At 53.8% G+C, this 21,765-nt stretch carries 20 protein-coding genes; 11 read left to right on the forward strand and 9 right to left on the reverse strand.

What is annotated here, in order from left to right; genetic code table 11:
• Nucleotides 1-37: 37 nt before the first annotated feature.
• The 3 genes from ACM5QY_RS07615 to tolC all read right to left on the reverse strand — a co-directional run bounded on the left by ACM5QY_RS07615 (nt 38) and on the right by tolC (nt 3,553).
• The gene (locus ACM5QY_RS07615) at nt 38-1,198 is read right to left on the reverse strand and encodes a glutathionylspermidine synthase family protein (RefSeq protein WP_416119996.1); all 1,161 of its coding nucleotides are present in this window, start codon (nt 1,196-1,198) and stop codon (nt 38-40) included.
• A gap of 8 nt (nt 1,199-1,206) precedes the next feature.
• Entirely contained in the window at nt 1,207-1,875 is a 669-nt protein-coding gene (locus tag ACM5QY_RS07620) for a DUF1190 family protein (protein ID WP_416119997.1), read from the reverse strand.
• Between the two features lie 190 nt (nt 1,876-2,065).
• Nucleotides 2,066-3,553, reverse strand: a complete 1,488-nt coding sequence (gene tolC, locus ACM5QY_RS07625; protein WP_416119998.1) for an outer membrane channel protein TolC — start codon at nt 3,551-3,553, stop codon at nt 2,066-2,068.
• Between the two features lie 231 nt (nt 3,554-3,784).
• On the opposite strand from tolC, the gene nudF reads away from it, so the two are divergent.
• The 5 genes from nudF to parE all read left to right on the forward strand — a co-directional run bounded on the left by nudF (nt 3,785) and on the right by parE (nt 8,289).
• Nucleotides 3,785-4,420, forward strand: coding sequence for an ADP-ribose diphosphatase (gene nudF / locus ACM5QY_RS07630; RefSeq protein WP_416119999.1), 636 nt, complete (start codon nt 3,785-3,787; stop codon nt 4,418-4,420).
• Nucleotides 4,417-4,842 (forward strand): DUF1249 family protein, encoded by a 426-nt coding sequence (locus ACM5QY_RS07635; RefSeq protein ID WP_095923552.1) that lies wholly within the window; start codon nt 4,417-4,419, stop codon nt 4,840-4,842. The genes nudF and ACM5QY_RS07635 overlap by 4 nt, the downstream gene beginning before the upstream one ends.
• A gap of 27 nt (nt 4,843-4,869) precedes the next feature.
• Nucleotides 4,870-5,700: a 3',5'-cyclic-AMP phosphodiesterase gene (gene cpdA, locus ACM5QY_RS07640; protein ID WP_416120000.1), complete on the forward strand. Its 831-nt coding sequence runs from the start codon at nt 4,870-4,872 to the stop codon at nt 5,698-5,700.
• Nucleotides 5,697-6,278: an esterase YqiA gene (gene yqiA, locus ACM5QY_RS07645; RefSeq protein ID WP_416120001.1), complete on the forward strand. Its 582-nt coding sequence runs from the start codon at nt 5,697-5,699 to the stop codon at nt 6,276-6,278. The genes cpdA and yqiA overlap by 4 nt, the downstream gene beginning before the upstream one ends.
• Nucleotides 6,279-6,393: 115 nt before the next feature.
• A complete protein-coding gene (parE, locus tag ACM5QY_RS07650) occupies nt 6,394-8,289 on the forward strand; it encodes a DNA topoisomerase IV subunit B (protein WP_416120002.1) in 1,896 nt (631 codons plus the stop codon).
• Between the two features lie 82 nt (nt 8,290-8,371).
• On the opposite strand, the gene ACM5QY_RS07655 is transcribed toward parE, so the two are convergent.
• Both ACM5QY_RS07655 and ACM5QY_RS07660 read right to left on the reverse strand, forming a co-directional pair.
• On the reverse strand, nt 8,372-8,677 hold the full coding sequence (locus ACM5QY_RS07655) for a putative quinol monooxygenase (RefSeq protein WP_416120004.1): 306 nt from the start codon (nt 8,675-8,677) through the stop codon (nt 8,372-8,374).
• Between the two features lie 30 nt (nt 8,678-8,707).
• The gene (locus tag ACM5QY_RS07660; protein ID WP_416120005.1) at nt 8,708-9,295 is read right to left on the reverse strand and encodes an NAD(P)H-dependent oxidoreductase; all 588 of its coding nucleotides are present in this window, start codon (nt 9,293-9,295) and stop codon (nt 8,708-8,710) included.
• Between the two features lie 323 nt (nt 9,296-9,618).
• Here ACM5QY_RS07660 and parC point away from each other — a divergent pair, with 323 nt between their 5' ends.
• The 3 genes from parC (at nt 9,619) to ftsP (ending at nt 14,408) form a co-directional block, all read left to right on the forward strand.
• Entirely contained in the window at nt 9,619-11,892 is a 2,274-nt protein-coding gene (parC, locus tag ACM5QY_RS07665; RefSeq protein ID WP_416120006.1) for a DNA topoisomerase IV subunit A, read from the forward strand.
• 218 nt (nt 11,893-12,110) lie between these two features.
• Nucleotides 12,111-12,848, forward strand: coding sequence for a 1-acylglycerol-3-phosphate O-acyltransferase (locus tag ACM5QY_RS07670; RefSeq protein ID WP_416120008.1), 738 nt, complete (start codon nt 12,111-12,113; stop codon nt 12,846-12,848).
• Nucleotides 12,849-12,992: 144 nt separating this feature from the next.
• On the forward strand, nt 12,993-14,408 hold the full coding sequence (ftsP, locus tag ACM5QY_RS07675; protein ID WP_416120009.1) for a cell division protein FtsP: 1,416 nt from the start codon (nt 12,993-12,995) through the stop codon (nt 14,406-14,408).
• A 70-nt stretch (nt 14,409-14,478) separates the two neighbouring features.
• Here the strand turns inward: ftsP and dkgA are convergent, their stop codons facing one another.
• Complete coding sequence (gene dkgA / locus ACM5QY_RS07680) at nt 14,479-15,303, reverse strand: 2,5-didehydrogluconate reductase DkgA (protein ID WP_416120011.1); 825 nt, start codon at nt 15,301-15,303, stop codon at nt 14,479-14,481.
• A gap of 135 nt (nt 15,304-15,438) precedes the next feature.
• On the reverse strand, nt 15,439-16,479 hold the full coding sequence (gene ahr, locus ACM5QY_RS07685) for an NADPH-dependent aldehyde reductase Ahr (protein ID WP_416120013.1): 1,041 nt from the start codon (nt 16,477-16,479) through the stop codon (nt 15,439-15,441).
• 295 nt (nt 16,480-16,774) lie between these two features.
• Between ahr and ACM5QY_RS07690 the strand changes: the two genes are divergently transcribed.
• Nucleotides 16,775-17,710 carry an AraC family transcriptional regulator gene (locus ACM5QY_RS07690; protein WP_416120014.1) on the forward strand — a complete coding sequence of 312 codons (936 nt, stop codon included), beginning with the start codon at nt 16,775-16,777 and terminating at the stop codon, nt 17,708-17,710.
• Between the two features lie 9 nt (nt 17,711-17,719).
• On the opposite strand, the gene ACM5QY_RS07695 is transcribed toward ACM5QY_RS07690, so the two are convergent.
• Both ACM5QY_RS07695 and metC read right to left on the reverse strand, forming a co-directional pair.
• Nucleotides 17,720-18,379, reverse strand: a complete 660-nt coding sequence (locus ACM5QY_RS07695; protein ID WP_416120016.1) for a DedA family protein — start codon at nt 18,377-18,379, stop codon at nt 17,720-17,722.
• A 215-nt stretch (nt 18,380-18,594) separates the two neighbouring features.
• Nucleotides 18,595-19,788: a cystathionine beta-lyase gene (gene metC, locus ACM5QY_RS07700; RefSeq protein ID WP_416120017.1), complete on the reverse strand. Its 1,194-nt coding sequence runs from the start codon at nt 19,786-19,788 to the stop codon at nt 18,595-18,597.
• A 568-nt stretch (nt 19,789-20,356) separates the two neighbouring features.
• On the opposite strand from metC, the gene exbB reads away from it, so the two are divergent.
• Together exbB and exbD are read left to right on the forward strand one after the other, a co-directional pair.
• On the forward strand, nt 20,357-21,277 hold the full coding sequence (exbB, locus tag ACM5QY_RS07705) for a tol-pal system-associated acyl-CoA thioesterase (protein WP_416122838.1): 921 nt from the start codon (nt 20,357-20,359) through the stop codon (nt 21,275-21,277).
• Nucleotides 21,278-21,286: 9 nt separating this feature from the next.
• Nucleotides 21,287-21,718 carry a TonB system transport protein ExbD gene (gene exbD / locus ACM5QY_RS07710; RefSeq protein ID WP_104924428.1) on the forward strand — a complete coding sequence of 144 codons (432 nt, stop codon included), beginning with the start codon at nt 21,287-21,289 and terminating at the stop codon, nt 21,716-21,718.
• The last annotated feature ends 47 nt before the right edge of the window (nt 21,719-21,765 follow it).

Below are 21,765 nucleotides of genomic sequence, written 5' to 3' on the forward strand. Positions count from 1 at the left end.
GATAATGAATTTCGTCATTATCCTTTTTCATGCATTTTTAACCGACGATCGTATGCGGATAAAAACGTGACAGATCCTGCGTGATCAGCGCTTTATCCTCACGGATGCCGATGCCGCAAGGCTGATCGTTGACCAGCCAGCTGCCGATCAACGTGAAGCTGCCTTCGAATACTGGTAACGGGTGGAACTGCTGCACGATCATGCCTTCTGCGCCGTACGGGCCGTCAACGCGGGCCACTTCCTGGCCTTTCTCGATGACTTTGATGTTGGCGCCTTCACGGGAGAACAACGGTTTAACCACGTAATGTTCCAGCTCCGGATGTGCATCTTCGGCAAAATATGCCGGTAACAGATTCGGGTGATCCGGGAACATTTCCCACAGTAACGGCAGCAGGGCTTTGTTCGACAAAATGGCTTTCCAGGCCGGTTCCAGCCAGCGAACGCCGGCATCTTCCAGTTTGGTGGCGAACACTTCGCGGAACATAAATTCCCACGGATACAGCTTGAACAGATTGGAAATCACCTGATCCTGCGTATCGGTAAACTGCCCGCGCTCGCCCAGACCGATTTCTTCGATAAACAGGAATTCACTGGCAAGTTCCGCTTCCTGCGCACAGTCCTGCAAATACTGAACGGTGCCGCGATCTTCTTCGGTGTCCTGACAGCAGGCAATGTGCAGCAACGAAAAACCGTGCTCGTTTTTCAGTTGACTGAAACGCTCAATCAGCTTTTCCTGCAAACTGTTGTACTGATCGGCATCCTGCGGCAGATTGCCCGCAGCGATTTGATCTTCCAGCCAGAGCCACTGGAAGAAGGCTGCTTCGTAAAGCGAGGTTGGCGTATCTGCGTTATTTTCCAGAAGCTTAGGCGGATTGACACCGTCGTAAGCCAGATCCAAACGGGAATACAGCGAAGGTTGCTGCGTGCGCCATGAGCTGCGGACGAATTCCCAGACGTGTTTTGGGATCTGGAATTTTGCCATCAGTTTGTCGTCATTCACCACGCGCTCCACCACTTTTAAGCACATCTGATGGATGTCGGCGGTGGCGTCTTCGATCTCTTCGATCTGCGCCAGCGTGAACTGATAATAAGCATCTTCACACCAGTACGGTTCGCCATACATGGTGTGAAAATTGAAGCCAAACTCCGTGGCTTTTTCGCGCCAGTCCGGGCGCTCATTAATCACTAAACGTTTCATTTTGTTTCTCAGCCACCCATGCTGCGGCCAGGGCTGCGAGGTGCCGCAGAAGAGCTGCGTTGCATTGAGGTTTGTTTGGCCACACTGTCGCCGAAGCCACCGCGTGTAATCGTATTCGTGACGGCCGGTTTCGGTGCCATGGCAGTTTTCGGCACGTTCATGCTGCGGCCGCCAGCAGTTGCCGGGCCGTAGTTTTTGCCGGTCGCGTCAACGAACTTGCCGTTTGCCGGGCTCGCAGGGTTTTTAGAGCTGAAAAGAGGCTGCTGCGCGTAACCGCCGCCGCCCATCATCCGGCCCATCATGTAGCCTGCCATCAGCGGCATCCACATGCTGCCACTGCTCTGGCCTTCGGCAGAAGCCACACCGGCCTGCGCAGGAGCCTGAGTACACTGGCCTTCGCCGAATTCAGCGATACAGTCTTCACGGCTGGCATATTTCGGGGCCGTTTTTGCCGCTTCTGTTTTGGCGGCGTTATACGCATCGACGCATTGTGCGCTGCCGGATGGATTGGCTTTCGAACAGTCGTCAGCATTCTGATACAAGGAAACCGTTTCGTCGGTTTTCTCACAGGCAGACAACATAAAGACGGCGCTGACCGCCAGTGCGACAGGTGTGATCCGATAGCTACGCCATGATTTACGGAAGGTAGCCAGGTTAACGTGTTGTGTCCGTTTCATCGTTCTTATCCCATGTGTAGGGCTTTTTTGCCCTTTCCCAGTAGGGACTAAGAATAGGGGAAAGCGGGTGATTGTTAAAGCAGCGAAGGCAATTGTTACAAGACTTTACAGAGGGGCGTGACGGAGGCAAAAAAAAGCAGCCTTTTCAGGCTGCCTTGGTCGTTCCGATGAAAAAAGAAACCCGCCAGATTTAGTTCTGGAAAGGGTTGCCGCTTTTCTTCGTGGTTTGCGTTTTGGTGGTTGCGCTGGCTTTTTCAGTACGTGGTGCGGCCGCCGTGCTGTTGCCAAAACCGTCCGCCGTGGCGTCCTGCTGCGGGGTTTCAGGTGCGACCTGATCCGGTGCCGTTGGCACAGGTTTACCCAGAGCACCGTTCAGTGCCAGCAGATCGCTTTCGTTGAGCGTACCCAGTGCTGATTTGATGTTCAGCTGGTTGATCAGGTACGTGTAACGAGCGCTGGAAAGCTGTTGTTTGGCGTTATACAGCGTGGTAGTGGCATCCAGAACGTCAACGATTGTACGGGTACCGACCTGATAACCGGCTTCCATAGCATCTAAAGAACTCTGAGCAGAAACAACGGCTTGTTTGTAAGCGTTGATGCTGCTGATAGAGGCAGAGATGTTGTTGAAGGAAGAACGGACGGTCTGAACAACGCTGCGGTGCGCGCTTTCAAGCTGCTCGCTGGCACCCACAAAGCTGTACTGAGCTTGTTTCACCTGAGAGGTTACCGAACCACCACTGTACAGTGGCAAAGAGAAGCTCAGACCCACTTTGTTCTGGCCCGCATCGGCGTCCTGATAGCTGGACGAACCGCCGGTTTTGTCGCCGTGGTATTTGGTGTTGCTGATGCCGGTAGACGCGGTCAGATCAAGTGTTGGCATGTGGCCGGTTTCCGCATAACGGATTTGCTCACGCGCCAGATCTTGTGACAGACGCGCAGACAGCAAGCTCAGGTTGCGGCTTTCTGCTTCTTTCAACAGCGTGGCGACCGGTTGCGGACGCGTGGTATTGAAATTATCGACGTTCAGGGACGACAGCTGTGGATAGTAAACCCCTGTCACCTGACGCAGTGCTTCCAGCGCGTTATCCAGATTATTACGGGCAGTCACTTCGTTCGCTAATACGGTATCGTATTGTGAACGGGCGTTCTGGACGTCGGTGATGGCAACCAGACCGACGTTAAAACGCTGCGTGGTTTGATCCAACTGACGGTAAATTGCCTGTTTCTGCGCTTCGGTATAGGAGAGTGAATCAATAGCACTCAATACGTTGAAATAAGCCGTCGCAGAATTCAGGATTAAGGATTGCTGGTCAGTCTGATAAGACACGTCCTGAATACCGGCAGTTTTTTCCTGCAATGTCAGGGCGCGCCATTTTGACATATCAAAAAGGGTCTGCGTTAATTGCAGGCTGGCGCTGCCCACATCGCTATTTACGCCATTCGCATCGCGGTAGCCATTGGTATAACCATAATCCGCACCCAATCCGAGTTGCGGTAATAAAGGGCTGCGGCTTTCGTTGATTTTTTCGAATGCAGCATCCCGGTCAGCAGCAGATTTGCGCAGGTCCGGGTTACTCGTCCTGGCTTGCTGATAGACCTGCATCAGGTTTTCGGCCTGGCTTATCGTACTGAAGCCGCCCAGGCTGAGTCCGATGAGAAGGGGGAGCAGTTTCTTCATTTGCATTCCTTGTTGTGCAGCAATGTTGTTATGTATGGTGGCGCAGTCAAATTAACCAATAGACGCGGATTCTAGCAGAGTCAGGCTAGCGGGGAGGTTGGCTTAACGTGCCTTCCCCACGGGATGTGCCTAAATCTATCACAAACAACCTTGATTATTATTAACGCATTTTCATCAAACTGACCTCAAAAGACGATAAATTACCTTTATGAGGGAAGAGGAAAACAATCCATGTGTGCATTTAAAAGTTCACCGGTTACTTTCGGTAAAGATGATGTAGAAATTATTGCACGCGAGACGCGATATAAAGGTTTTTTTTCTATTATTGCATATCGGTTTCGTCATCGGCTGTTTAATGGGGAAATGAGCGGCGAAGTGGTGCGCGAAGTTTTCGAACGGGGCCATGCGGCAGTCTTATTGCCTTATGATCCGCAGCGCGATGAAGTGGTGCTGATTGAACAGATCCGCATCCCATGTATTGATTCCAGTGATACCCCTTGGCTTCTGGAGATGGTCGCCGGTATCATTGAAGAGGGCGAAACAGTCGAAGATGTGGCCCGCCGCGAAGCACTCGAAGAAGCTAACATTGTGGTAAAACGCTGTAAACCGGCTCTGAATTACCTGGCCAGCCCGGGCGGAACCAGCGAGCGTCTTTCTATTATGGTCGGCGAAGTTGATGCGACAACGGCAGAAGGAATTCACGGTCTGGAAGCAGAAAATGAAGACATCCGAGTACATGTGGTCAGCCGCGAACAGGCTTACCGCTGGGTGGAAGAAGGAGCGATAGACAATGCGGCGTCAGTGATTGTCCTGCAATGGCTGCAGCTACACCATGAATCCCTGAGAAAAGAGTGGGCCAACGAATGATCAAGCGCTATACCCCTGATTTCCCTGAAATGATGAGATTGTGTGAAACCAATTTCGCACAATTACGCCGTTTGATGCCGCGCACCGATGAGCCCGGTGAAACAGTGACATATCAGGTGAGTAGCGCCACATATTGCCTGACGATCCTCGAATCGACGCGCTATACGTCGCTGGTGGAAATCAAACAGACAGCACCCGCCGTCAGTTACTGGAGCCTGCCTTCGCTGACGGTTCGGCTGTATCACGACGCCATGGTGGCCGAAGTGTGTGCGAGTCAGCAGATCTTTCGCTTCAAAGCACGCTATGATTACCCTAATAAAAAGTTGCATCAGCGTGATGAAAAGCATCAAATTAACCAGTTCCTGGCGGACTGGCTGCGTTATTGCCTTGCGCACGGAGCGATGGCAATTCCGGTGTGTTAGACAGACTTCAATAACAAAGGAAACGATTTGGAAAGCCTGTTTAAACTGCCTTTGGTGAATGGGGCCAAAGTCAGAATTCTACAGATAACAGATACCCATCTTTTTGCCGGTGAAGATGAGACACTGCTGGGCGTAAATACGTTTAACAGCTATCGCGCGGTGCTGGACGCTATCAATGCACAGCGGCGCGACGTCGATATTATCGCGGCAACCGGTGACCTGGCTCAGGATCAGTCGGTGGAAGCCTACCATCAGTTTGCCCGTGGAATCAGCGAACTGGCGGCCCCCTGCGTCTGGCTGCCCGGTAACCACGATTTCCAGCCTGCGATGGTGAATGCCTTACAGGATGCCGGGATCAGCCCCTCCAAGCATGTTCTCCTCGGTGAGGACTGGCAGATCATTCTGCTCGACACGCAGGTTTTCGGCGTGCCGCACGGTGAACTGAGCGAGTATCAGCTGGAATGGATGGAACGCTGCCTGAACGCCTATCCTGATCGCTTTACCTTGCTGATGCTGCATCACCACCCGCTGCCGTCGGGCTGCACCTGGCTCGATCAGCACAGCCTGCGGAATGCGCATATGCTGGCGAATGTTCTGGTGAATTACCCGAAAGTGAATACGCTTTTGTGCGGCCATATTCATCAGGAGCTCGATCTCGACTGGTACGGACGTCGCCTGTACGCCACGCCGTCAACCTGCGTCCAGTTCAAACCGCATTGCACCAATTTCACGATTGATACCGTTGCGCCGGGCTGGCGTTATCTCGATTTGTATCCCGATGGCCGTGTCGAAACGCAGGTTTTCCGCCTGGAAACCAGCGAGTTTCACCCTGACACCGAGTCGGACGGGTACGAATGAATACCTTACTTTACCTGCACGGTTTCAACAGCTCACCGAACTCGGCCAAAGCCACTGCGCTCAAAAACTGGCTGGCGCAGCATCATCCTGAAATCGACATGGTGGTTCCGCAATTACCCCCTTATCCGATGGATGCAGCGGAGCAGCTGGAAAATCTGGTGATTCAAAAAGCCGGTAAAAAACTGGGCATTGTCGGCTCCTCGCTGGGCGGATATTACGCCACCTGGCTGTCGCAATGTTTTGCCGTGCCCGCCGTGGTGGTTAACCCTGCGGTCAAACCGTACGAGCTGCTGATTGACTTCCTGGGGCAAAACGAGAACCCCTACACCGGCCAGCAATATGTGTTAGAGTCACGCCACGTTTACGATCTGAAAGTCATGCAGATCGAACCGCTGGAGTCGCCGGATTTACTCTGGTTGCTGCAACAAACGGGCGATGAAATCCTCGATTACCGTCAGGCTGTAGCGTATTACACTGCCTGTCGCCAGACGGTCGAACCTCAAGGGAATCATGCATTTGTCGGCTTCGAACGCTACTTTTCGCCGATTGTAGATTTTCTTGAACTGGCGGCAGACTAACATCGTCAGGGTGACGTTTTCCCCGCATGTTTCACGTCTGCTTGCTGTCAGTGCTTCCGCCCGCCCAAATACTGTATCGTTAGCCCACAAACCTATGAGCCACGAATAATCAACGATGAGCCAATCAACTTATAACGCGGATTCCATAGAGGTCCTCAGCGGACTCGAACCGGTGCGCCGCCGTCCGGGCATGTATACCGATACCACCCGGCCAAACCACCTCGGTCAGGAAGTCATAGATAACAGCGTCGATGAGGCATTAGCCGGTCACGCGAAGCGTATCGAAGTGATCCTCCACGAAGATCAGTCCCTCGAAGTCATTGATGATGGCCGTGGCATGCCGGTCGATATCCATCCGGAAGAAGGCGTGCCAGCCGTTGAGCTGATTTTCTGCCGTCTGCACGCAGGCGGTAAATTTTCCAATAAAAACTACCAGTTCTCCGGCGGCCTGCACGGCGTGGGGATCTCAGTGGTCAACGCCTTATCCAAACGCGTCGAAGTGGCGGTAAAACGCGGCGGCGAAGTGTATGAAATGGCGTTTGAAAACGGCGATAAAGTGGAAGAACTGCACGTCACCGGAACCTGCGGCAAACGCAATACCGGTACCAGCGTACATTTCTGGCCTGACGTCAGTTTCTTCGACAGCCCGCGTTTTTCGGTCAGCCGCCTCAGCCATTTGCTGAAAGCGAAAGCCGTCCTGTGCCCGGGCGCTGAAATCATTTTCAAAGATAAAGTGAACAACACCGAGCAACGCTGGTGTTATGAAGACGGTCTGACCGACTACCTGATGGAAGCGGTTAACGGCCTGATCACCTTGCCGGAAAAAGCGTTTGTCGGCACGTTTTCCGGTGATATCGAAGCGGTTGACTGGGCGCTGTTGTGGTTGCCGGAAGGCGGCGAACTGCTGACCGAAAGCTACGTCAACCTGATCCCGACCATGCAGGGCGGTACGCACGTTAACGGCCTGCGTCAGGGGTTGCTGGACGCCATGCGTGAATTCTGTGAATTCCGTAATATCCTGCCGCGCGGCGTAAAATTGTCGGCGGAAGATATCTGGGAGCGCTGTGCCTACGTGCTTTCGGTGAAAATGCAGGATCCGCAATTCGCCGGCCAGACCAAAGAGCGTCTGTCTTCTCGTCAGTGCGCTGCTTTTGTGTCCGGCGTGGTGAAAGATGCGTTCAGCCTGTGGCTGAACCAGAACGTGCAGGCTGCAGAACAGCTTGCCGAACTGTGTATTTCCAGTGCGCAGCGCCGTCTGCGTGCCGCGAAAAAAGTGGTGCGTAAGAAACTGACCAGCGGCCCTGCGCTGCCGGGGAAACTGGCGGACTGTACGTCGCAGGATCTGAACATGACCGAACTGTTCCTGGTGGAAGGGGATTCCGCAGGCGGTTCTGCCAAACAGGCGCGCGACCGTGAGTATCAGGCCATCATGCCGCTGAAAGGTAAGATTCTGAATACGTGGGAGGTCTCTTCCGATGAAGTGCTGGCCTCGCAGGAAGTGCACGACATTTCCGTGGCGATCGGCATCGATCCGGACAGCGAAGATCTGAGCCAACTGCGTTATGGCAAAGTGTGTATCCTCGCGGATGCGGACTCCGACGGTTTACACATCGCCACGTTGCTGTGCGCACTGTTTGTCCGACATTTCCGCTCTCTGGTTCGCGGCGGTCACGTGTATGTGGCGATGCCGCCGTTATACCGTATCGATCTGGGCAAAGAAGTGTTCTACGCGTTGGACGAGCAGGAAAAAGAAGGCGTGCTCGATCAGCTTAAACGCAAAAAAGGCAAGCCGAACGTGCAGCGCTTTAAAGGTCTGGGTGAAATGAACCCGCTGCAACTGCGCGAAACCACGCTCGATCCTAATACCCGTCGCCTGGTGCAACTGACCATTGACGAGAACGATATCGACCAGACGATCAGCATGATGGATATGTTGCTGGCGAAGAAACGTTCTGAAGATCGCCGTAACTGGTTACAGGAAAAAGGCGATATTGCCGAACTGGACGTTTGATCCCTTCGATCGTACCAATACAATAAAAAATGCCGGATGCTTTGCAGCACCGGCATTTTTTTTGGTAAAGCCTGTCAGAAAATCAGGCTTTCTCAATAATATGGATCACCACATCCTGTACGTCGGCTTTGATGTTTTCGCGGTGCTTATCCATATGATCGGCCTGCTGATGCGCTTCGAGATGTGCCAGGCTTTCCCAGTCTTCCAGCATGAAAATAGAGTCCGGTACCGTTTTACGCCACGGAACCTGACCGTTGAAATCAATGTAAGGCTCATAGCGGTGACAGCCTTTCTCGGCGAGAACGCTTGGCAGCAGCGCTGTGATTTTTTCCATGACCGAATCTCGACGGCCTGGTTTTACTTTGATTTCAGCAATAACGGTAATCATAAATACCTCTTTCCCGGATGACTTTTTACCTTAGGCCTGCCCGAACACATTTTCAAGGTGAGCGCGGTAGTTGGCAAAATCACGTTCAACATCAGGTTGTTTGATCACGTCATTGCACATGAAGGTTGGCAGGGTATCCAGGCCGATGAACTGGTTTGCTTTGTGCTGCGCCAGGTAAACGCCATCGACGCCAACGCCATGGAAGAACTGCTCTTTGTCTTCGAACGCTTCACGCGGGGCATTCCAGGTCACAGAAAGCATGTAGCATTTGCCTTGCAACAAGCCGCCGGAGCCGTATTTTTTGGATTCATCAGAACGGGAACGACCATCGCTGGCGTACAGTTTGCCGTGGCCTTCGGTGAAGACTTCATCGATGTATTTTTTCAGCGTCCACGGCATTCCCATCCACCAGCCCGGTTGCTGATAAATGATGGCGTCGGCCCACAGATAACTGTCGATTTCGGTCTGTACGTCGTAACCCGCTTCGAGGACGGTCACGCGCACGTCGTGGCCGGCGTCACGCAGAAAGCTGCTGGCGACGTCGGTCAGGCTATTGTTCAGGGCGCCTTTTGAATGGGCAAAAGTCTTGCCGGCATTGATAATCAGGATGTTGCTCATGGTCTTTTCCTTAAATTGAATTCTGGCTGTCAGACTGTTATCACGTAGTGTACCCAACTCGGTATCGCGGAAAAATGTGATATTGCGCACAAGACTGTTGACTCAGATGCAATAATGAAAAGAAAAGACGTCGGATTTCATCATCCTGCGTTCTGATAACCGCTTAAAAATCGCGCGGAAACACAGCAACTGTGACAGCCATACGGCAGATGATGTACTATCGCGAACATCATTGCCCCGCGGAAACGTCTTCGTCCGCCAGCGGGTGCGAGCTTCCTTAATTTCCAAAACGATAACGCCACGGGTCTGAGGATTACACATCAATGAGCGAAATGACTCATGACGGGACAGAGCGTTTAGCACTGCACACGTTTACCGAGAACGCCTATCTCAACTATTCCATGTACGTCATCATGGACCGCGCGCTGCCGTTTATCGGCGACGGGCTGAAGCCGGTACAGCGCCGCATTATTTATGCGATGTCCGAGCTGGGCCTGAGTAATAACGCCAAATTCAAAAAATCAGCCCGTACCGTGGGTGACGTGCTGGGTAAATACCATCCGCACGGCGACAGCGCCTGCTACGAAGCCATGGTGCTGATGGCGCAGCCGTTCTCTTACCGTTACCCGCTGGTTGACGGGCAGGGTAACTGGGGTGCGCCGGATGACCCGAAATCCTTCGCCGCGATGCGTTATACCGAATCGCGCCTGTCGAAATATGCGGAAGTTCTGTTACGTGAATTAGGTCAGGGAACGGTCGATTACGTCCCGAACTTTGACGGCACCATGCAGGAGCCGAAAATGCTGCCTGCGCGCCTGCCTAACATTCTGCTTAACGGCACCACCGGTATTGCCGTCGGTATGGCGACAGATATTCCGCCGCACAACATCCGTGAAGTGGCCGCAGCCGCTGTCGCGCTGCTGGAAAAACCAGGCAGTTCTCTCGAAGATCTGCTGGAGTTTGTTCAGGGGCCGGATTTCCCGACCGAAGCTGAGATCATCACGCCGCGCAGTGAAATCCGCAAAATGTACGAATCGGGCAAAGGCTCGGTGCGCATGCGTGCGGTCTGGCACAAAGAAGATGGCAGTGCGGTGATCACCGCCTTACCGCATCAGGTTTCCGGTGCGAAGGTGCTGGAACAAATTGCCAACCAGATGCGCGCCAAGAAATTGCCGATGGTTGAAGACTTGCGTGACGAATCGGATCACGAAAACCCGACGCGTCTGGTTGTGGTGCCGCGTTCCAACCGTATCGATCTCGATCAGGTTATGAACCATCTGTTTGCGACCACCGATCTGGAACGCAGCTACCGAATCAACATGAATATGATCGGCCTGGATCACCGCCCGCAGGTAAAAGGGCTGTTGGAGATCCTGACAGAATGGCTGGCTTATCGTCGTGACACTGTGCACCGTCGCCTGAGCTTCCGACTCGATAAGGTACTGAAACGCCTGCATATCCTGGACGGTTTGCTGGTCGCGTTCCTCAATATCGACGAAGTCATTCATATCATCCGCACCGAAGATGAACCGAAGCCGGTACTGATGCAGCGTTTTGAACTTTCGGATACGCAGGCGGAAGCGATCCTTGAGTTGAAACTGCGCCATTTGGCAAAACTCGAAGAAACTAAAATTCGCGGCGAGCAGGATGAACTGGCGAAAGAGCGCGATCATCTTCAGGCGCTGCTGGCGTCTGAACGCAAACTCAGTACGCTGATCCGTAAAGAAATTCAGGCCGATGCCGAAGCCTTTGGCGACGATCGCCGTTCGCCAATCATCGAACGTGGAGAAGCCAAAGCCATGAGCGAGCACGACTTTGTGCCGTCCGAGCCGGTGACGATCGTGCTTTCTGAATCGGGCTGGGTGCGCAGCGCCAAGGGCCATGATATTGATGCGTCCGGCCTGAGCTACAAAGCGGGCGACAGCTTCCGCGCCGCAGCGAAAGGCAAGAGCAATCAGCCGGTGGTGTTTATGGATTCCACCGGACGCAGTTATGCGCTTGACCCGATGACGCTGCCATCGGCGCGCGGGCAGGGCGAGCCGCTGACCGGTAAACTCACGCCGCCGCCGGGTGCAACCATCGAACACGTTCTGATGGCGTCTGACGATCAGAAATTGCTGATGGCCTCCGATGCCGGTTACGGCTTCGTGTGTACTTTCAGTGATTTGGTCGCGCGCAACCGTGCCGGTAAAGTCATGATTACCCTGCCGGATAACGCCAAAGCGTTTGCGCCGATTGAAATCAACGGCAACGATGACATGTTGCTGTCCATCACCGCCGCTGGCCGTATGCTGCTGTTCCCGGTGGCTGATTTGCCGCAGTTGTCGAAAGGTAAAGGTAACAAAATTGTTTCTATACCTTCGGCGCAGGCGGCAAGCGGTGAAGATAAACTGGAGTGGTTGCTGGTTCTGCCGCCGAAAACCTCCATTACGCTGCACGTCGGTAAACGTAAACTGGTTATCCGTCCGGAAGAGTTGCAGAAATTCCGTGCTGAACGCGGACGCAAAGGAACGCTTCTGCCACGCGGCCTGCAACGTGTTGATCGCGTTGAAGTCGATGCGCCTGTCCGCGCCAGCGGCGTTGACAGCGAAGAATAAAACGGCTGTTGACCTTATCCAGTCAGGGCACATTTGTGCCCTGAACTCTTTTTAGGGGAATGCAGTGGCCTGAGACTGTTGTGCAGTGCAAAGATTTTACATTTGTATTCATAAAACCGTTGTGCGGCGTTGAATGAGGCTTGAGAATAGTCCTCCGCACAAGGGGCGAAACTGCACAGGTTTCTTACCGGCTTCGGCTGTAGTTTTAAGAGGATGTTATGTTATTTATTTTGCGTCTGATTATCGTGGTTATTTACTCGATTCTGGTCTGTGTTTTTGGCTCCATTTATTGTCTTTTCAGCCCACGTAACCCGAAACATGTGTCGACGTTCGGCAAGCTGTTTGGTCATCTGGCCCCGGTATTGGGTCTGACTGTAGAAAAGCGCATTCCGGCCGAAGCGGCGAAGAACGGCAAATGCATCTACATTGCTAACCATCAGAACAACTTCGACATGGTGACCGCGTCATCTGTTGTGATGCCGGGGACGGTGACCGTCGGTAAAAAAAGTCTGGCCTGGATCCCGTTCTTTGGTCAGTTGTACTGGCTGACCGGTAACCTGCTGATTGACCGCAATAACCGCGCCAAAGCGCACGGGACAATTGCTCAGGTGGTGGCGCAGATTAAGAAAAAGGATCTGTCCATCTGGATGTTCCCGGAAGGCACCCGCAGCCGTGGTCGTGGCCTGATGCCGTTTAAAACGGGCGCTTTCCATGCTGCTATCTCCGCCGGCGTGCCGATTGTGCCGATTTGCGTGTCGAACACCAGCAACAAGGTGAAGCTTAACCGCTGGTCTAACGGGCTGGTGATTGTTGAAATTCTGTCACCTATCGATACCACCGGTTACACCAAAGATCGTCTGCGCGAACTGTCCGAACATTGCCGCCAGATCATGGCCGATAAAATCGCCGAGCTGGACGCCGAAGTCGCGCAGCGCGAAGCCGCAGCAAAAAAATAATCGCGTTTTTATTCACGCACCGGTGACGCCGGCTTGCAGGTTTTCAGCGTCCCTGCAACCCGGCGTCATCAGAGCCGAAATTCTGTTGCCATTGATGGCGATGGTTATTAACACAGCTCTTGATTTTGTTTTCATGGAGAAAATATGTCACTCAGTCGTCGCTCGTTCCTGCAAGCCTCCGGCGTGGCTCTTGCCGCAGGTGCTCTGCCATTCAAAGCAGAAGCGAGTGGTTCGCAACCGGCATTACCCGTTCCCCCGTTGCTGGAATCCCGCCGTGGACAACCCCTGTTTCTGACGTTACAGGCGGCTCACTGGTCATTCCTGGGTGGCGCTAAAGCCCCTGTCTGGGGCATCAATGGCATGTATCTTGGCCCGACAGTCAAAGTACATAACGGTGATGACGTCAAACTTATCTACAGCAACCGGCTGGCCGAACCCGTATCGATGACCATCAGCGGATTAATGGAACCGGGCACGCTGACCGGCGGCGGTGCGCGCATGATGCAACCGGGCGTCGACTGGTCGCCGGTATTGCCCATCCGTCAGGCGGCTGCTACCTGCTGGTATCACGCCAATACGCCCAACCGCATGGCGCCGCACGTCTATAACGGGCTGGCGGGGATGTGGATTGTTGAGGATGAAGTCAGTAAAAATTTGCCGTTGCCAAACCATTACGGCGTTGACGATTTCCCGCTGATCATTCAGGACAAACGTCTGGACGGTTTCGGTGTGCCGCAATATGACACCCCGGCGTCCGGCGGTTTCTTTGGTGATACTATGCTGGTGAACGGCGTGCAAAGCCCGTATGTCGAAGTGTCGCGCGGTTGGGTACGTTTGCGTTTGCTGAATGCGTCGAATGCGCGCCGTTACGAACTGAGCATGACCGACAACCGTGCGTTCCACGTGGTGGCTTCCGATCTCGGTTTCCTGCCTGCGCCGATTTCCGTCAAACGTTTGTCGCTCGGGCCGGGTGAACGTCGCGAAGTGCTGGTGGATATGTCGCAGGGAGAAGAAGTGTCGATTACCGCGGGCGATGCGGCGGGGGTGATGGACCGGCTGCGCGGGCTGTTTGAGCCGTCGAGCATTCTGGTATCTACCGTCGTTCTGACGCTCAAACCTACCGGCCTGTTGCCGCTGGTGACGGACAATCTGCCGATGCGTTTACTGGCTGATCAAATCCTGACCGGCAATGTGGTTCGCAGCCGCGACCTGCGCCTTGGCGACAGCCAGCCGGGCATCAATGGTGCGATGTGGGACATCAACCGCCTTGACCTCACCGCACAGCAAGGAACGTGGGAACGCTGGGCCGTACATGCGGATATGCCGCAGACCTTCCATGTCGAAGGCGTGTCTTTCCTGGTGAAAAGCGTGAACGGCGCGGCACCGCTGGTGGAAGATGCCGGATTCAAAGACACCGTTTGGGTGGATGGCGACGTGGAATTGCTGGTGTTTTTCAATCAGCCTTCGTATGACCATTTCCCGTTTGTCTACCGCAGCGGAACGCTGGAACTGGCCGATCGCGGTTCCGCAGGCAATATGCTGGTTCAGCCGTCGATGTAATGACTTGACGCGTTCGCATCAAAAATAAAACCCGCCGCGGCGGGTTTTTAGTCTTATGGCGTCGGAAAAATTACAGGTCTTTAGCCGGATCCGGCCCCAGACGCTGCCCTTTATCCAGTTTGGTGACTTCCGCCAGTTCTTCTTTTTCCAGCTTAAAATCAAACACATCGAAGTTTTCGCGAATGCGTTTTGGCGTCACGGATTTCGGGATAACAATCAGCCCGTTGTCCAGATGCCAGCGGATAACAATCTGCGCCGGGGTTTTGTCGTATTTCTCAGCCAGTTTCTGAATCAGAGGCTGATCAAACACACCTTTACCGCCCTGCGCCAGCGGGCTCCAGGATTCAGTGGCGATGGTGTGTGTGGCGTTCCAGGCGTGCAGCTGGCGCTGCTGCATCAGCGGGTGCAGCTCAATCTGATTCACCACCGGGAAAATGCCGGTTTCATCTTTCAGTTTCTGCAAATGTTCCAGCGGGAAATTACAGACGCCGACGCTTTTCGCCAGCCCTTGTTCTTTCAGTTTCAGCAGTGCTTTCCAGGCATCAACATAATGCCCTTGTGCAGGCTGCGGCCAGTGGATCAGATACAAATCAACGTAATCGGTTCTCAGCTTTTTAAGGCTGCTTTCCAGCGCTTTTGGCGCATTCAGTTGGTCGTCATTCCACAGTTTGGTGGTAATAAACAGCGCTGTGCGGGGAACGAGATTGGCGGCAATCGCTTCGCCGACGCCTTCCTCGTTTTTATAGATAGCCGCAGTATCAATGTGACGGTAGCCGGTTTCGATGGCCGTTTTCACCGCGCTGCAGGCTTCCTGATTACTGGCTTTCCATACGCCAAGTCCTAACTGAGGCATCAGGTTGCCATCGTGCAGTTTAATGATGGGTTGCGTTGCCATGAGGTTCTCCTTTCAGGGCAGCGTGCCCGCCACAAAGCACGGGCACAAGGTAGGGAAGGCTTCAGCCTGACATTAAGTCTAGTTAACGAAACGTCATCTTGCTGAGCAGGCTACTTATTTGATTGCGAAAAAGTGTTACGCATTCATATCCAGAACGACGCGGTAACGCGCTTTTCCTTCATGAAGATGTTCAACCGCATCGTTAATTTTGCTCAGCGGGAAGTGCTCAACCTGTGGCGTAATCTGGTGACGGGCGCAGAACGCCAGCATGTCTGCCAGACGCGAAGGTGCGCCGGTCGGAGAGCCGGAAATTTCAGCCTGTTTACTGATGAGCGCCATGACGTGCAGCGGTACGGCTTCCGGTACAACGCCCACAAAGTGCAGGCGGCCTTTCGGTGCCAGTGTGCCGATAAAGGCGTCCCAGTCCAGTGAGGCGTTGGCGGTGACCATGATGAAATCCAGTTCACCGGCGATTTTCTTCAGCTCTTCGCTGTCGCGGGTGGCGACCACACGGTGCGCGCCGAGTGACAACGCCTCGTCACGTTTTGCCAGTGACGAGGTAAACGCCGTGACTTCGCAGCCCCACGCATTCAGGAAGCGCAGCGCCATGTGGCCTAAACCGCCGATACCCACGACGCCCACGCGGTGTGTTGGCAGAACGCCAAACTGCAACAGCGGGTTAAACACGGTGATGCCGCCGCAAAACAGCGGGCCTGCGCTGGTGATGTCCACACCTTCCGGCAACGGAATCGCCCACGCCCAGTGGCTGCGGATACGATCCGCGAAGCCGCCGTGATGACCAATGATTGTGGCTTCAACATCGTGGCAAAGATGCTGGTCGCCGGACATACAAGGATGGCAATGCATACAGCTGCCACGGTTCCAGCCCACGCCCACAATCTGGCCGACTTTTAGCCCTTTATTGCGTGCATGGTCGCCGATTTTGACAATTTTACCGACCACTTCATGGCCCGGCACGAACGGATATTGGGTGATGCCCCAGTCGTTATTGAGCATTGACAGATCGGAGTGACAGACGCCGCAGTAATCAATGGCGACTTCGATCTCTTCATCACCGATCGGACCGGCGTCGAACTGGAAAGCTTCAAGAGGCTGGTTCGGACCGGCGGCGGCCCAGGCGTTAAAGGTATTTTCGGCAGCGGTAGGTGCAGACATAATTTTCTCCTGACATTGAGTTTTTAAAAATTAGGGAGTTATTGAGAAAACGGGCCGGTGACAAAGATGTTTGTCACAAACAGCGTATGAAAGGTGCGTTCATACAGACTAGCAGTTCACTGCATTTATGCAGGGTGATACGCCAGCGGAAAGAGGGTTTAACTGTAAGAGAAAATCGCCGGCAGGTTGATGCACATTTCTGCCAGAGTCTTGCCTGATTCTGCAAGTCTCTGTAGAAAATCAAGCGTCTGTGGCAGAATCGATGCCAGTTTATCGTCAATCCGGAGCAGGAATAATGGAAAATGTGGACAGTTTGTGCGCGCGTCTGGCGGCAAGGGTGGCGTACCTCAGCGGGAGTAAGGCCCTCTGTCCGTCGGCGGTGCCGCAGGTCACGCTGATGTACACCACACGCATCCATCCCCGCCAGCCGGTTTTATACAATCCTGGCCTGGTTATCCTCTTTCAGGGCCGCAAAGTTGGCTATCTGGGCAAGAAAACCTTCTCCTACGATCCGCATAATTACCTGATGCTGACCGTTCCGCTGCCTTTCGAATGTGAAACGTTCAGCAGCCCAGAAGAGCCGCTGGCCGGGATCCAGATCAGCATTGATACGCTGATGTTGCAGGATTTGCTGATGGACATGGGTGATGAAACCGTGGCGCGCCAGAAAGACTCTTCGACCGGGATCAACTCCGGAGTTCTGGACGACGATATTTTGTGTGCGACAGAACGCCTGCTGAGCGTTCTGGATAAACCGCTTCACGCGCGCATTCTGGGGCCGAAGATTATCCGCGAAATCCTGTTCTTTATCCTGACCAGCGAAAACGGCGGCGCGCTGCAGGCATTGGTTAACCGCCACACGCACTTTAGCCAGATCGCCAAATCCCTGCGCCGCATCGAAGCGCAGTATGCGGATAATCTCAGTGTTGAAGCGCTGGCGAGTGAAGTGAACATGAGTATTTCGGCGTTTCACCACAACTTCAAAGCGGTGACCAGCACGTCGCCTTTGCAGTATCTGAAAACCTACCGTCTGCATAAAGCGCGGATGCTGATGATTTACGACGGGGTGAAAGCCAGCGTGGCGGCGTTGCAGGTGGGATACGAAAGTGCGTCACAGTTCAGCCGGGAGTTTAAGCGCTATTTTGGTGTGACGCCGAGCGATGAAATGGCCCGTCTGCGCGAGGGCAGTTCGGGCGTATTAGTATTAGCGGATGTGGCATTTAAAGCGTGATTTGCGTTCTCATAAGCGGCATTTGCGTTTCTTCCATATCACCAGCAAACCGCCAGCAAGCCCGATAAAGAGCAGCAGAACCGGTAAAATCATCAACCCCGCCATGACCTGATCTTCATGGCGTTTCACCACCGGAATATGGCTCAGCGCGAAGCCCAGCGAGATCACCACGCCCACCCACAAGATGGCGCTCAGCCAGTTAAAAAACTGGAAGCGTGCATTGTTCAGGCCGGAGATGCCTGCAATGGTCGGCAACAAGGTGCGGACGAACGCCAGAAAACGGCCAACCAGCAGCGCCGTCAGCCCGTGACGTGTGAACATCTGGTGGGCGCGCTGATGATAATGTGCGGGAAGCTGTAACAGCCAGCCTTTGACCATTTTGGTGTGTCCGAGCCAACGCCCCTGAATGTAGCTCAGCCAGCAGCCGAGGCTGGCGGCGGTCACCAGAATAATCATCGTCGGAATGAAGCTCATCACGCCTTTGGCGATCAGTGCACCGGTCAGCAGCAGAAGGCTATCGCCCGGCAGGAAAGAAGCGGGAAGAAGTCCGTTTTCAAGAAATAGCGTCGTGAACAGTACAGCGTAGATAACCCAGAGAAGATTCGGGTCGGCGAGCATACTGAAATCATGCCGCCAGAGTGCATGAAAAATGTCGCAAATAACTGCCATATTCTGTCCTGTTTCTAATCATGAAAAACTGTCACTTGCCAGTGTACCAAGGATCCCTTGTCCGTATGTTGATCTGAGGCGGCTGTAAAAAGACAGAACACTCCGGTATTGATTCACCGGAGCTCTAGGTAGAGCTTACAGATTATTCTCATTTTGCGAATGAAAATCCGACAGAGACCTTACCGATCTGCGCGGTGTGTCGCAATCTCTCCCGCTCAGGCCGCCGCAATTCTTTCGAATGCGGCTGTAAGGTCGGCGATCAGGTCATCGCAATTTTCCAGCCCGATGTGGAGGCGCACCAGCGTACCCGAAAAATCAACGATTTCTGCCGGGCGAATCGCCTGAATTTCTTCCGGCTGATTGGCCAGAACCAGCGATTCAAAACCGCCCCAGGAATACGCCATGCTGAAATGTTCGAAGTGGTCGAGGTAGTCTGAAAGCTGCTGTTTGCTCAGACGCTGTTTGAGGATAAACGAGAACAAACCGCAACTGCCGGAGAAATCACGTTTCCAGAATTCGTGGCCTTTGCTGCCCGGTAGCGCCGGATGATTTACAGCTTCTACTTCCGGACGTTCTGCCAGCCATTGCGCGATACGAATGCCGCTTTCTTCGTGTTGTTTCAGCCGCACGCCCATCGTCCGCAGCCCGCGGCTGGCGACATAGGCGGTGTCGGCGTCAACCATTTGCCCCATCAGATAAGAGTGCTCGCGCAACTGTTCCCAGCAGCGTTCGTTGGATACCGCCGTGCCAATCATGGCGTCGGAATGGCCGACGATATATTTGGTTCCGGCCTGAATGGAAATATCGATATCAAATTCCAGCGCTTTGAACAGAATGCCGGCCGCCCAGGTGTTGTCGATCATGATCACCACGTCCGGAGACACGGCGCGCACGGCTTTCACCATCGCCGGGATATCCGGGACTTCCATCGTGATCGACCCCGGCGATTCGAGAAAAACGACTTTGGTATTGGGTTGCATCAGCGAACCTAACTCAGCGCCGATATCTGCGCGGAAATAAGTGGTCGCGACCCCGAGTTTTTTCAGCACTTTTTCGCAAAAATCTTGCGTCGGTTCGTAAGACGAACCCGCCACCAGAATGTGGTCACCGGTGCCGACAAACGATAACACCGCATTGCTGACCGCCGCCGCCCCGCACGGATAAAGCGCGCAACCCGCGCCGCCTTCGAGCTCAACCATCGCCTGTTGCAGGGAGAAATGCGTCAGGGTGCCGCGACGTCCATAAAACAGCTCGCCGTTTGCCCGGTTGGCGGTGGCGTGTTTTTTATCGGCCACGGTCTCAAACACCAGCGACGAAGCGCGCTGGATCACGGCATTCACTGAACCCTGTGTGTACTTTTTGTCTCGCCCGGCGCTGATCAGCGCGGTTTCGATTTTTTTAGACGACATAATCCGTATTTCACCCTGTTTAACCATGTAGACCCGCGCTCTGTGGCAGCGGCTGATATGTAATTAACTTAACATGATGAATTTTACGGGTCAGGTTTTTGCCCGTTGGATGAGAAAATTTCAGCTAAAACAAAAGCCCGCCGGCTGCAGGGCCTTCATACCGGTCGCTGTGCATGCAGTCTCATCGCGAATACAGACGGTCAGTTAAAAACGTTCCTCTCCACGGTTATGCAATATCTGCGCATTATTCTCATTCTGTAAAAGTGGTCAGGTGCGGATGCTGACGAATTAACCTTCTGTTTTTTAACGTTGATAATTTTTATTGGCTGATTTATTTACCGCGACATTTTTATGAAAAGTGTGACGAGGGTAAATTGTTCACGCCCTGTCCAAACGGGAAAAACCTTGTCATCCATCAATGACACCCGTGGCGGGAAGCGCGACAATGTAAATAATAATGAGAACGACTATCAATTAGGGCTTTTTCTTTGATATCATTCGGCGTTATTCATTCCTTCTACACACTGATTCTGGCTGGAGGCGACGCGTGAAAACGGCTCGCAATAAGATGAAAGAGGCGACTTCACTCCTGATGTCGTTAATGTTGGTTGCTGGCTTAAGCGGCAACGCGATGGCGGCACCTGCGACGCCTGCGGCACAAGCCGTGACTTCTGCGGCGACTCAACCTGCAACGGCTGACACCCCGGCACCGGCTGATGCGACGCCTGCTCCATTAATGCAACCTGCGCCGACCGAAGCGACGCCTATCATTCCTACCGACTTGTCTGTATTAGGCATGTATCACCACGCTGACGTGGTGGTGAAAACCGTGATGATTGGCCTGCTGCTGGCTTCCGTCGTCACCTGGGCGCTGTTGTTTAGCAAAGGCGCTGAAGTCTTCAGCGGTAAACGCCGCATGCGTCGTGAATTCGATGCGCTGTCTTCGGTGCGAACGCTGGACGAAGCCGCTGAACAGGCTGAAAGCTTTGCCGCCAGCAGCCTCAGCGCGCAGATGATTCGCGATGCGCAGAACGAACTCGAGCTTTCCGCCGGTTCAGCTGACAACAACGGCATCAAAGAGCGTACAGGTTTCCGTCTTGAGCGCCGCGTCGGTGCCGCCGGTCGTTATATGGGCCGTGGCAACGGGATACTGGCGACCATCGGGGCAATCTCTCCGTTCGTCGGCCTGTTCGGTACCGTCTGGGGCATCATGAACAGCTTCATCGGTATTGCTCAGACGCAGACTACCAACCTTGCGGTCGTCGCGCCGGGTATCGCAGAAGCCTTACTGGCAACGGCTGTCGGCCTGATTGCCGCAATCCCCGCCGTGGTTATCTACAACATTTTCGCCCGCACTATTACGTCTTACCGTCATCAGGTCGGTGATGTGGCGGCGCAGATTATCCTGTTACAGGGCCGTGATCTGGACCTGGCTGCCAGCGAAGGCGATGCGCCGCGCGGTCAGACGGGTCAGTTACGCGTAGGGTAAGAACAGATTATGGCTATTCGGTTAAACGACGATATCGACGAAAGCGGTGAAATGCATGACATCAACGTCACGCCTTTTATCGACGTCATGCTGGTGTTACTGATTATCTTCATGGTGGCAGCGCCGCTGGCCACCGTCGATGTGCGGGTAGACTTACCGGCCTCGACGGCAAAAGCACAGCCGCGTCCTGAGAAGCCGATCTTCCTGACGGTGAAATCTGACAAGCAGCTGTTCCTCGGCGATAACCCGGTAAACAGCGACAACCTGACGGCGATGCTCGACCAGCGCACGCAGGGCAACAAGCAGAGTACGATTTTCTTCCGTGCGGATAAGACGGTGGATTACGAAACACTGATGAGTGTAATGGATAACCTGCGTAAAGCCGGTTACCTGAAAGTCGGTCTGGTCGGTGCAGAACAGACCGGTGCTGCGGCGAAATAAATCCTGACGCCTCAGACGCACGAAAGCAAAAGGCCAGCATTTGCTGG

It is taken from the genome of Rahnella sp. PCH160 (assembly GCF_047784855.1).
In the GTDB taxonomy this organism is placed as follows: Bacteria; Pseudomonadota; Gammaproteobacteria; order Enterobacterales; family Enterobacteriaceae; genus Rahnella.

Bases quoted from the DNA above. Each gene is read 5' to 3' on its own strand.
- ACM5QY_RS07615 (WP_416119996.1), bottom strand. From the start codon at position 1,198: ATGAAACGTTTAGTGATTAATGAGCGCCCGGACTGGCGCGAAAAAGCC.
- ACM5QY_RS07620 (WP_416119997.1), bottom strand. From the start codon at position 1,875: ATGAAACGGACACAACACGTTAACCTGGCTACCTTCCGTAAATCATGG.
- tolC (WP_416119998.1), bottom strand. From the start codon at position 3,553: ATGAAGAAACTGCTCCCCCTTCTCATCGGACTCAGCCTGGGCGGCTTC.
- nudF (WP_416119999.1), top strand. From the start codon at position 3,785: ATGTGTGCATTTAAAAGTTCACCGGTTACTTTCGGTAAAGATGATGTA.
- ACM5QY_RS07635 (WP_095923552.1), top strand. From the start codon at position 4,417: ATGATCAAGCGCTATACCCCTGATTTCCCTGAAATGATGAGATTGTGT.
- yqiA (WP_416120001.1), top strand. From the start codon at position 5,697: ATGAATACCTTACTTTACCTGCACGGTTTCAACAGCTCACCGAACTCG.
- parE (WP_416120002.1), top strand. From the start codon at position 6,394: ATGAGCCAATCAACTTATAACGCGGATTCCATAGAGGTCCTCAGCGGA.
- ACM5QY_RS07655 (WP_416120004.1), bottom strand. From the start codon at position 8,677: ATGATTACCGTTATTGCTGAAATCAAAGTAAAACCAGGCCGTCGAGAT.
- ACM5QY_RS07660 (WP_416120005.1), bottom strand. From the start codon at position 9,295: ATGAGCAACATCCTGATTATCAATGCCGGCAAGACTTTTGCCCATTCA.
- parC (WP_416120006.1), top strand. From the start codon at position 9,619: ATGAGCGAAATGACTCATGACGGGACAGAGCGTTTAGCACTGCACACG.
- ACM5QY_RS07670 (WP_416120008.1), top strand. From the start codon at position 12,111: ATGTTATTTATTTTGCGTCTGATTATCGTGGTTATTTACTCGATTCTG.
- ftsP (WP_416120009.1), top strand. From the start codon at position 12,993: ATGTCACTCAGTCGTCGCTCGTTCCTGCAAGCCTCCGGCGTGGCTCTT.
- dkgA (WP_416120011.1), bottom strand. From the start codon at position 15,303: ATGGCAACGCAACCCATCATTAAACTGCACGATGGCAACCTGATGCCT.
- ahr (WP_416120013.1), bottom strand. From the start codon at position 16,479: ATGTCTGCACCTACCGCTGCCGAAAATACCTTTAACGCCTGGGCCGCC.
- ACM5QY_RS07690 (WP_416120014.1), top strand. From the start codon at position 16,775: ATGGAAAATGTGGACAGTTTGTGCGCGCGTCTGGCGGCAAGGGTGGCG.
- ACM5QY_RS07695 (WP_416120016.1), bottom strand. From the start codon at position 18,379: ATGGCAGTTATTTGCGACATTTTTCATGCACTCTGGCGGCATGATTTC.
- metC (WP_416120017.1), bottom strand. From the start codon at position 19,788: ATGTCGTCTAAAAAAATCGAAACCGCGCTGATCAGCGCCGGGCGAGAC.
- exbB (WP_416122838.1), top strand. From the start codon at position 20,357: ATGAAAGAGGCGACTTCACTCCTGATGTCGTTAATGTTGGTTGCTGGC.
- exbD (WP_104924428.1), top strand. From the start codon at position 21,287: ATGGCTATTCGGTTAAACGACGATATCGACGAAAGCGGTGAAATGCAT.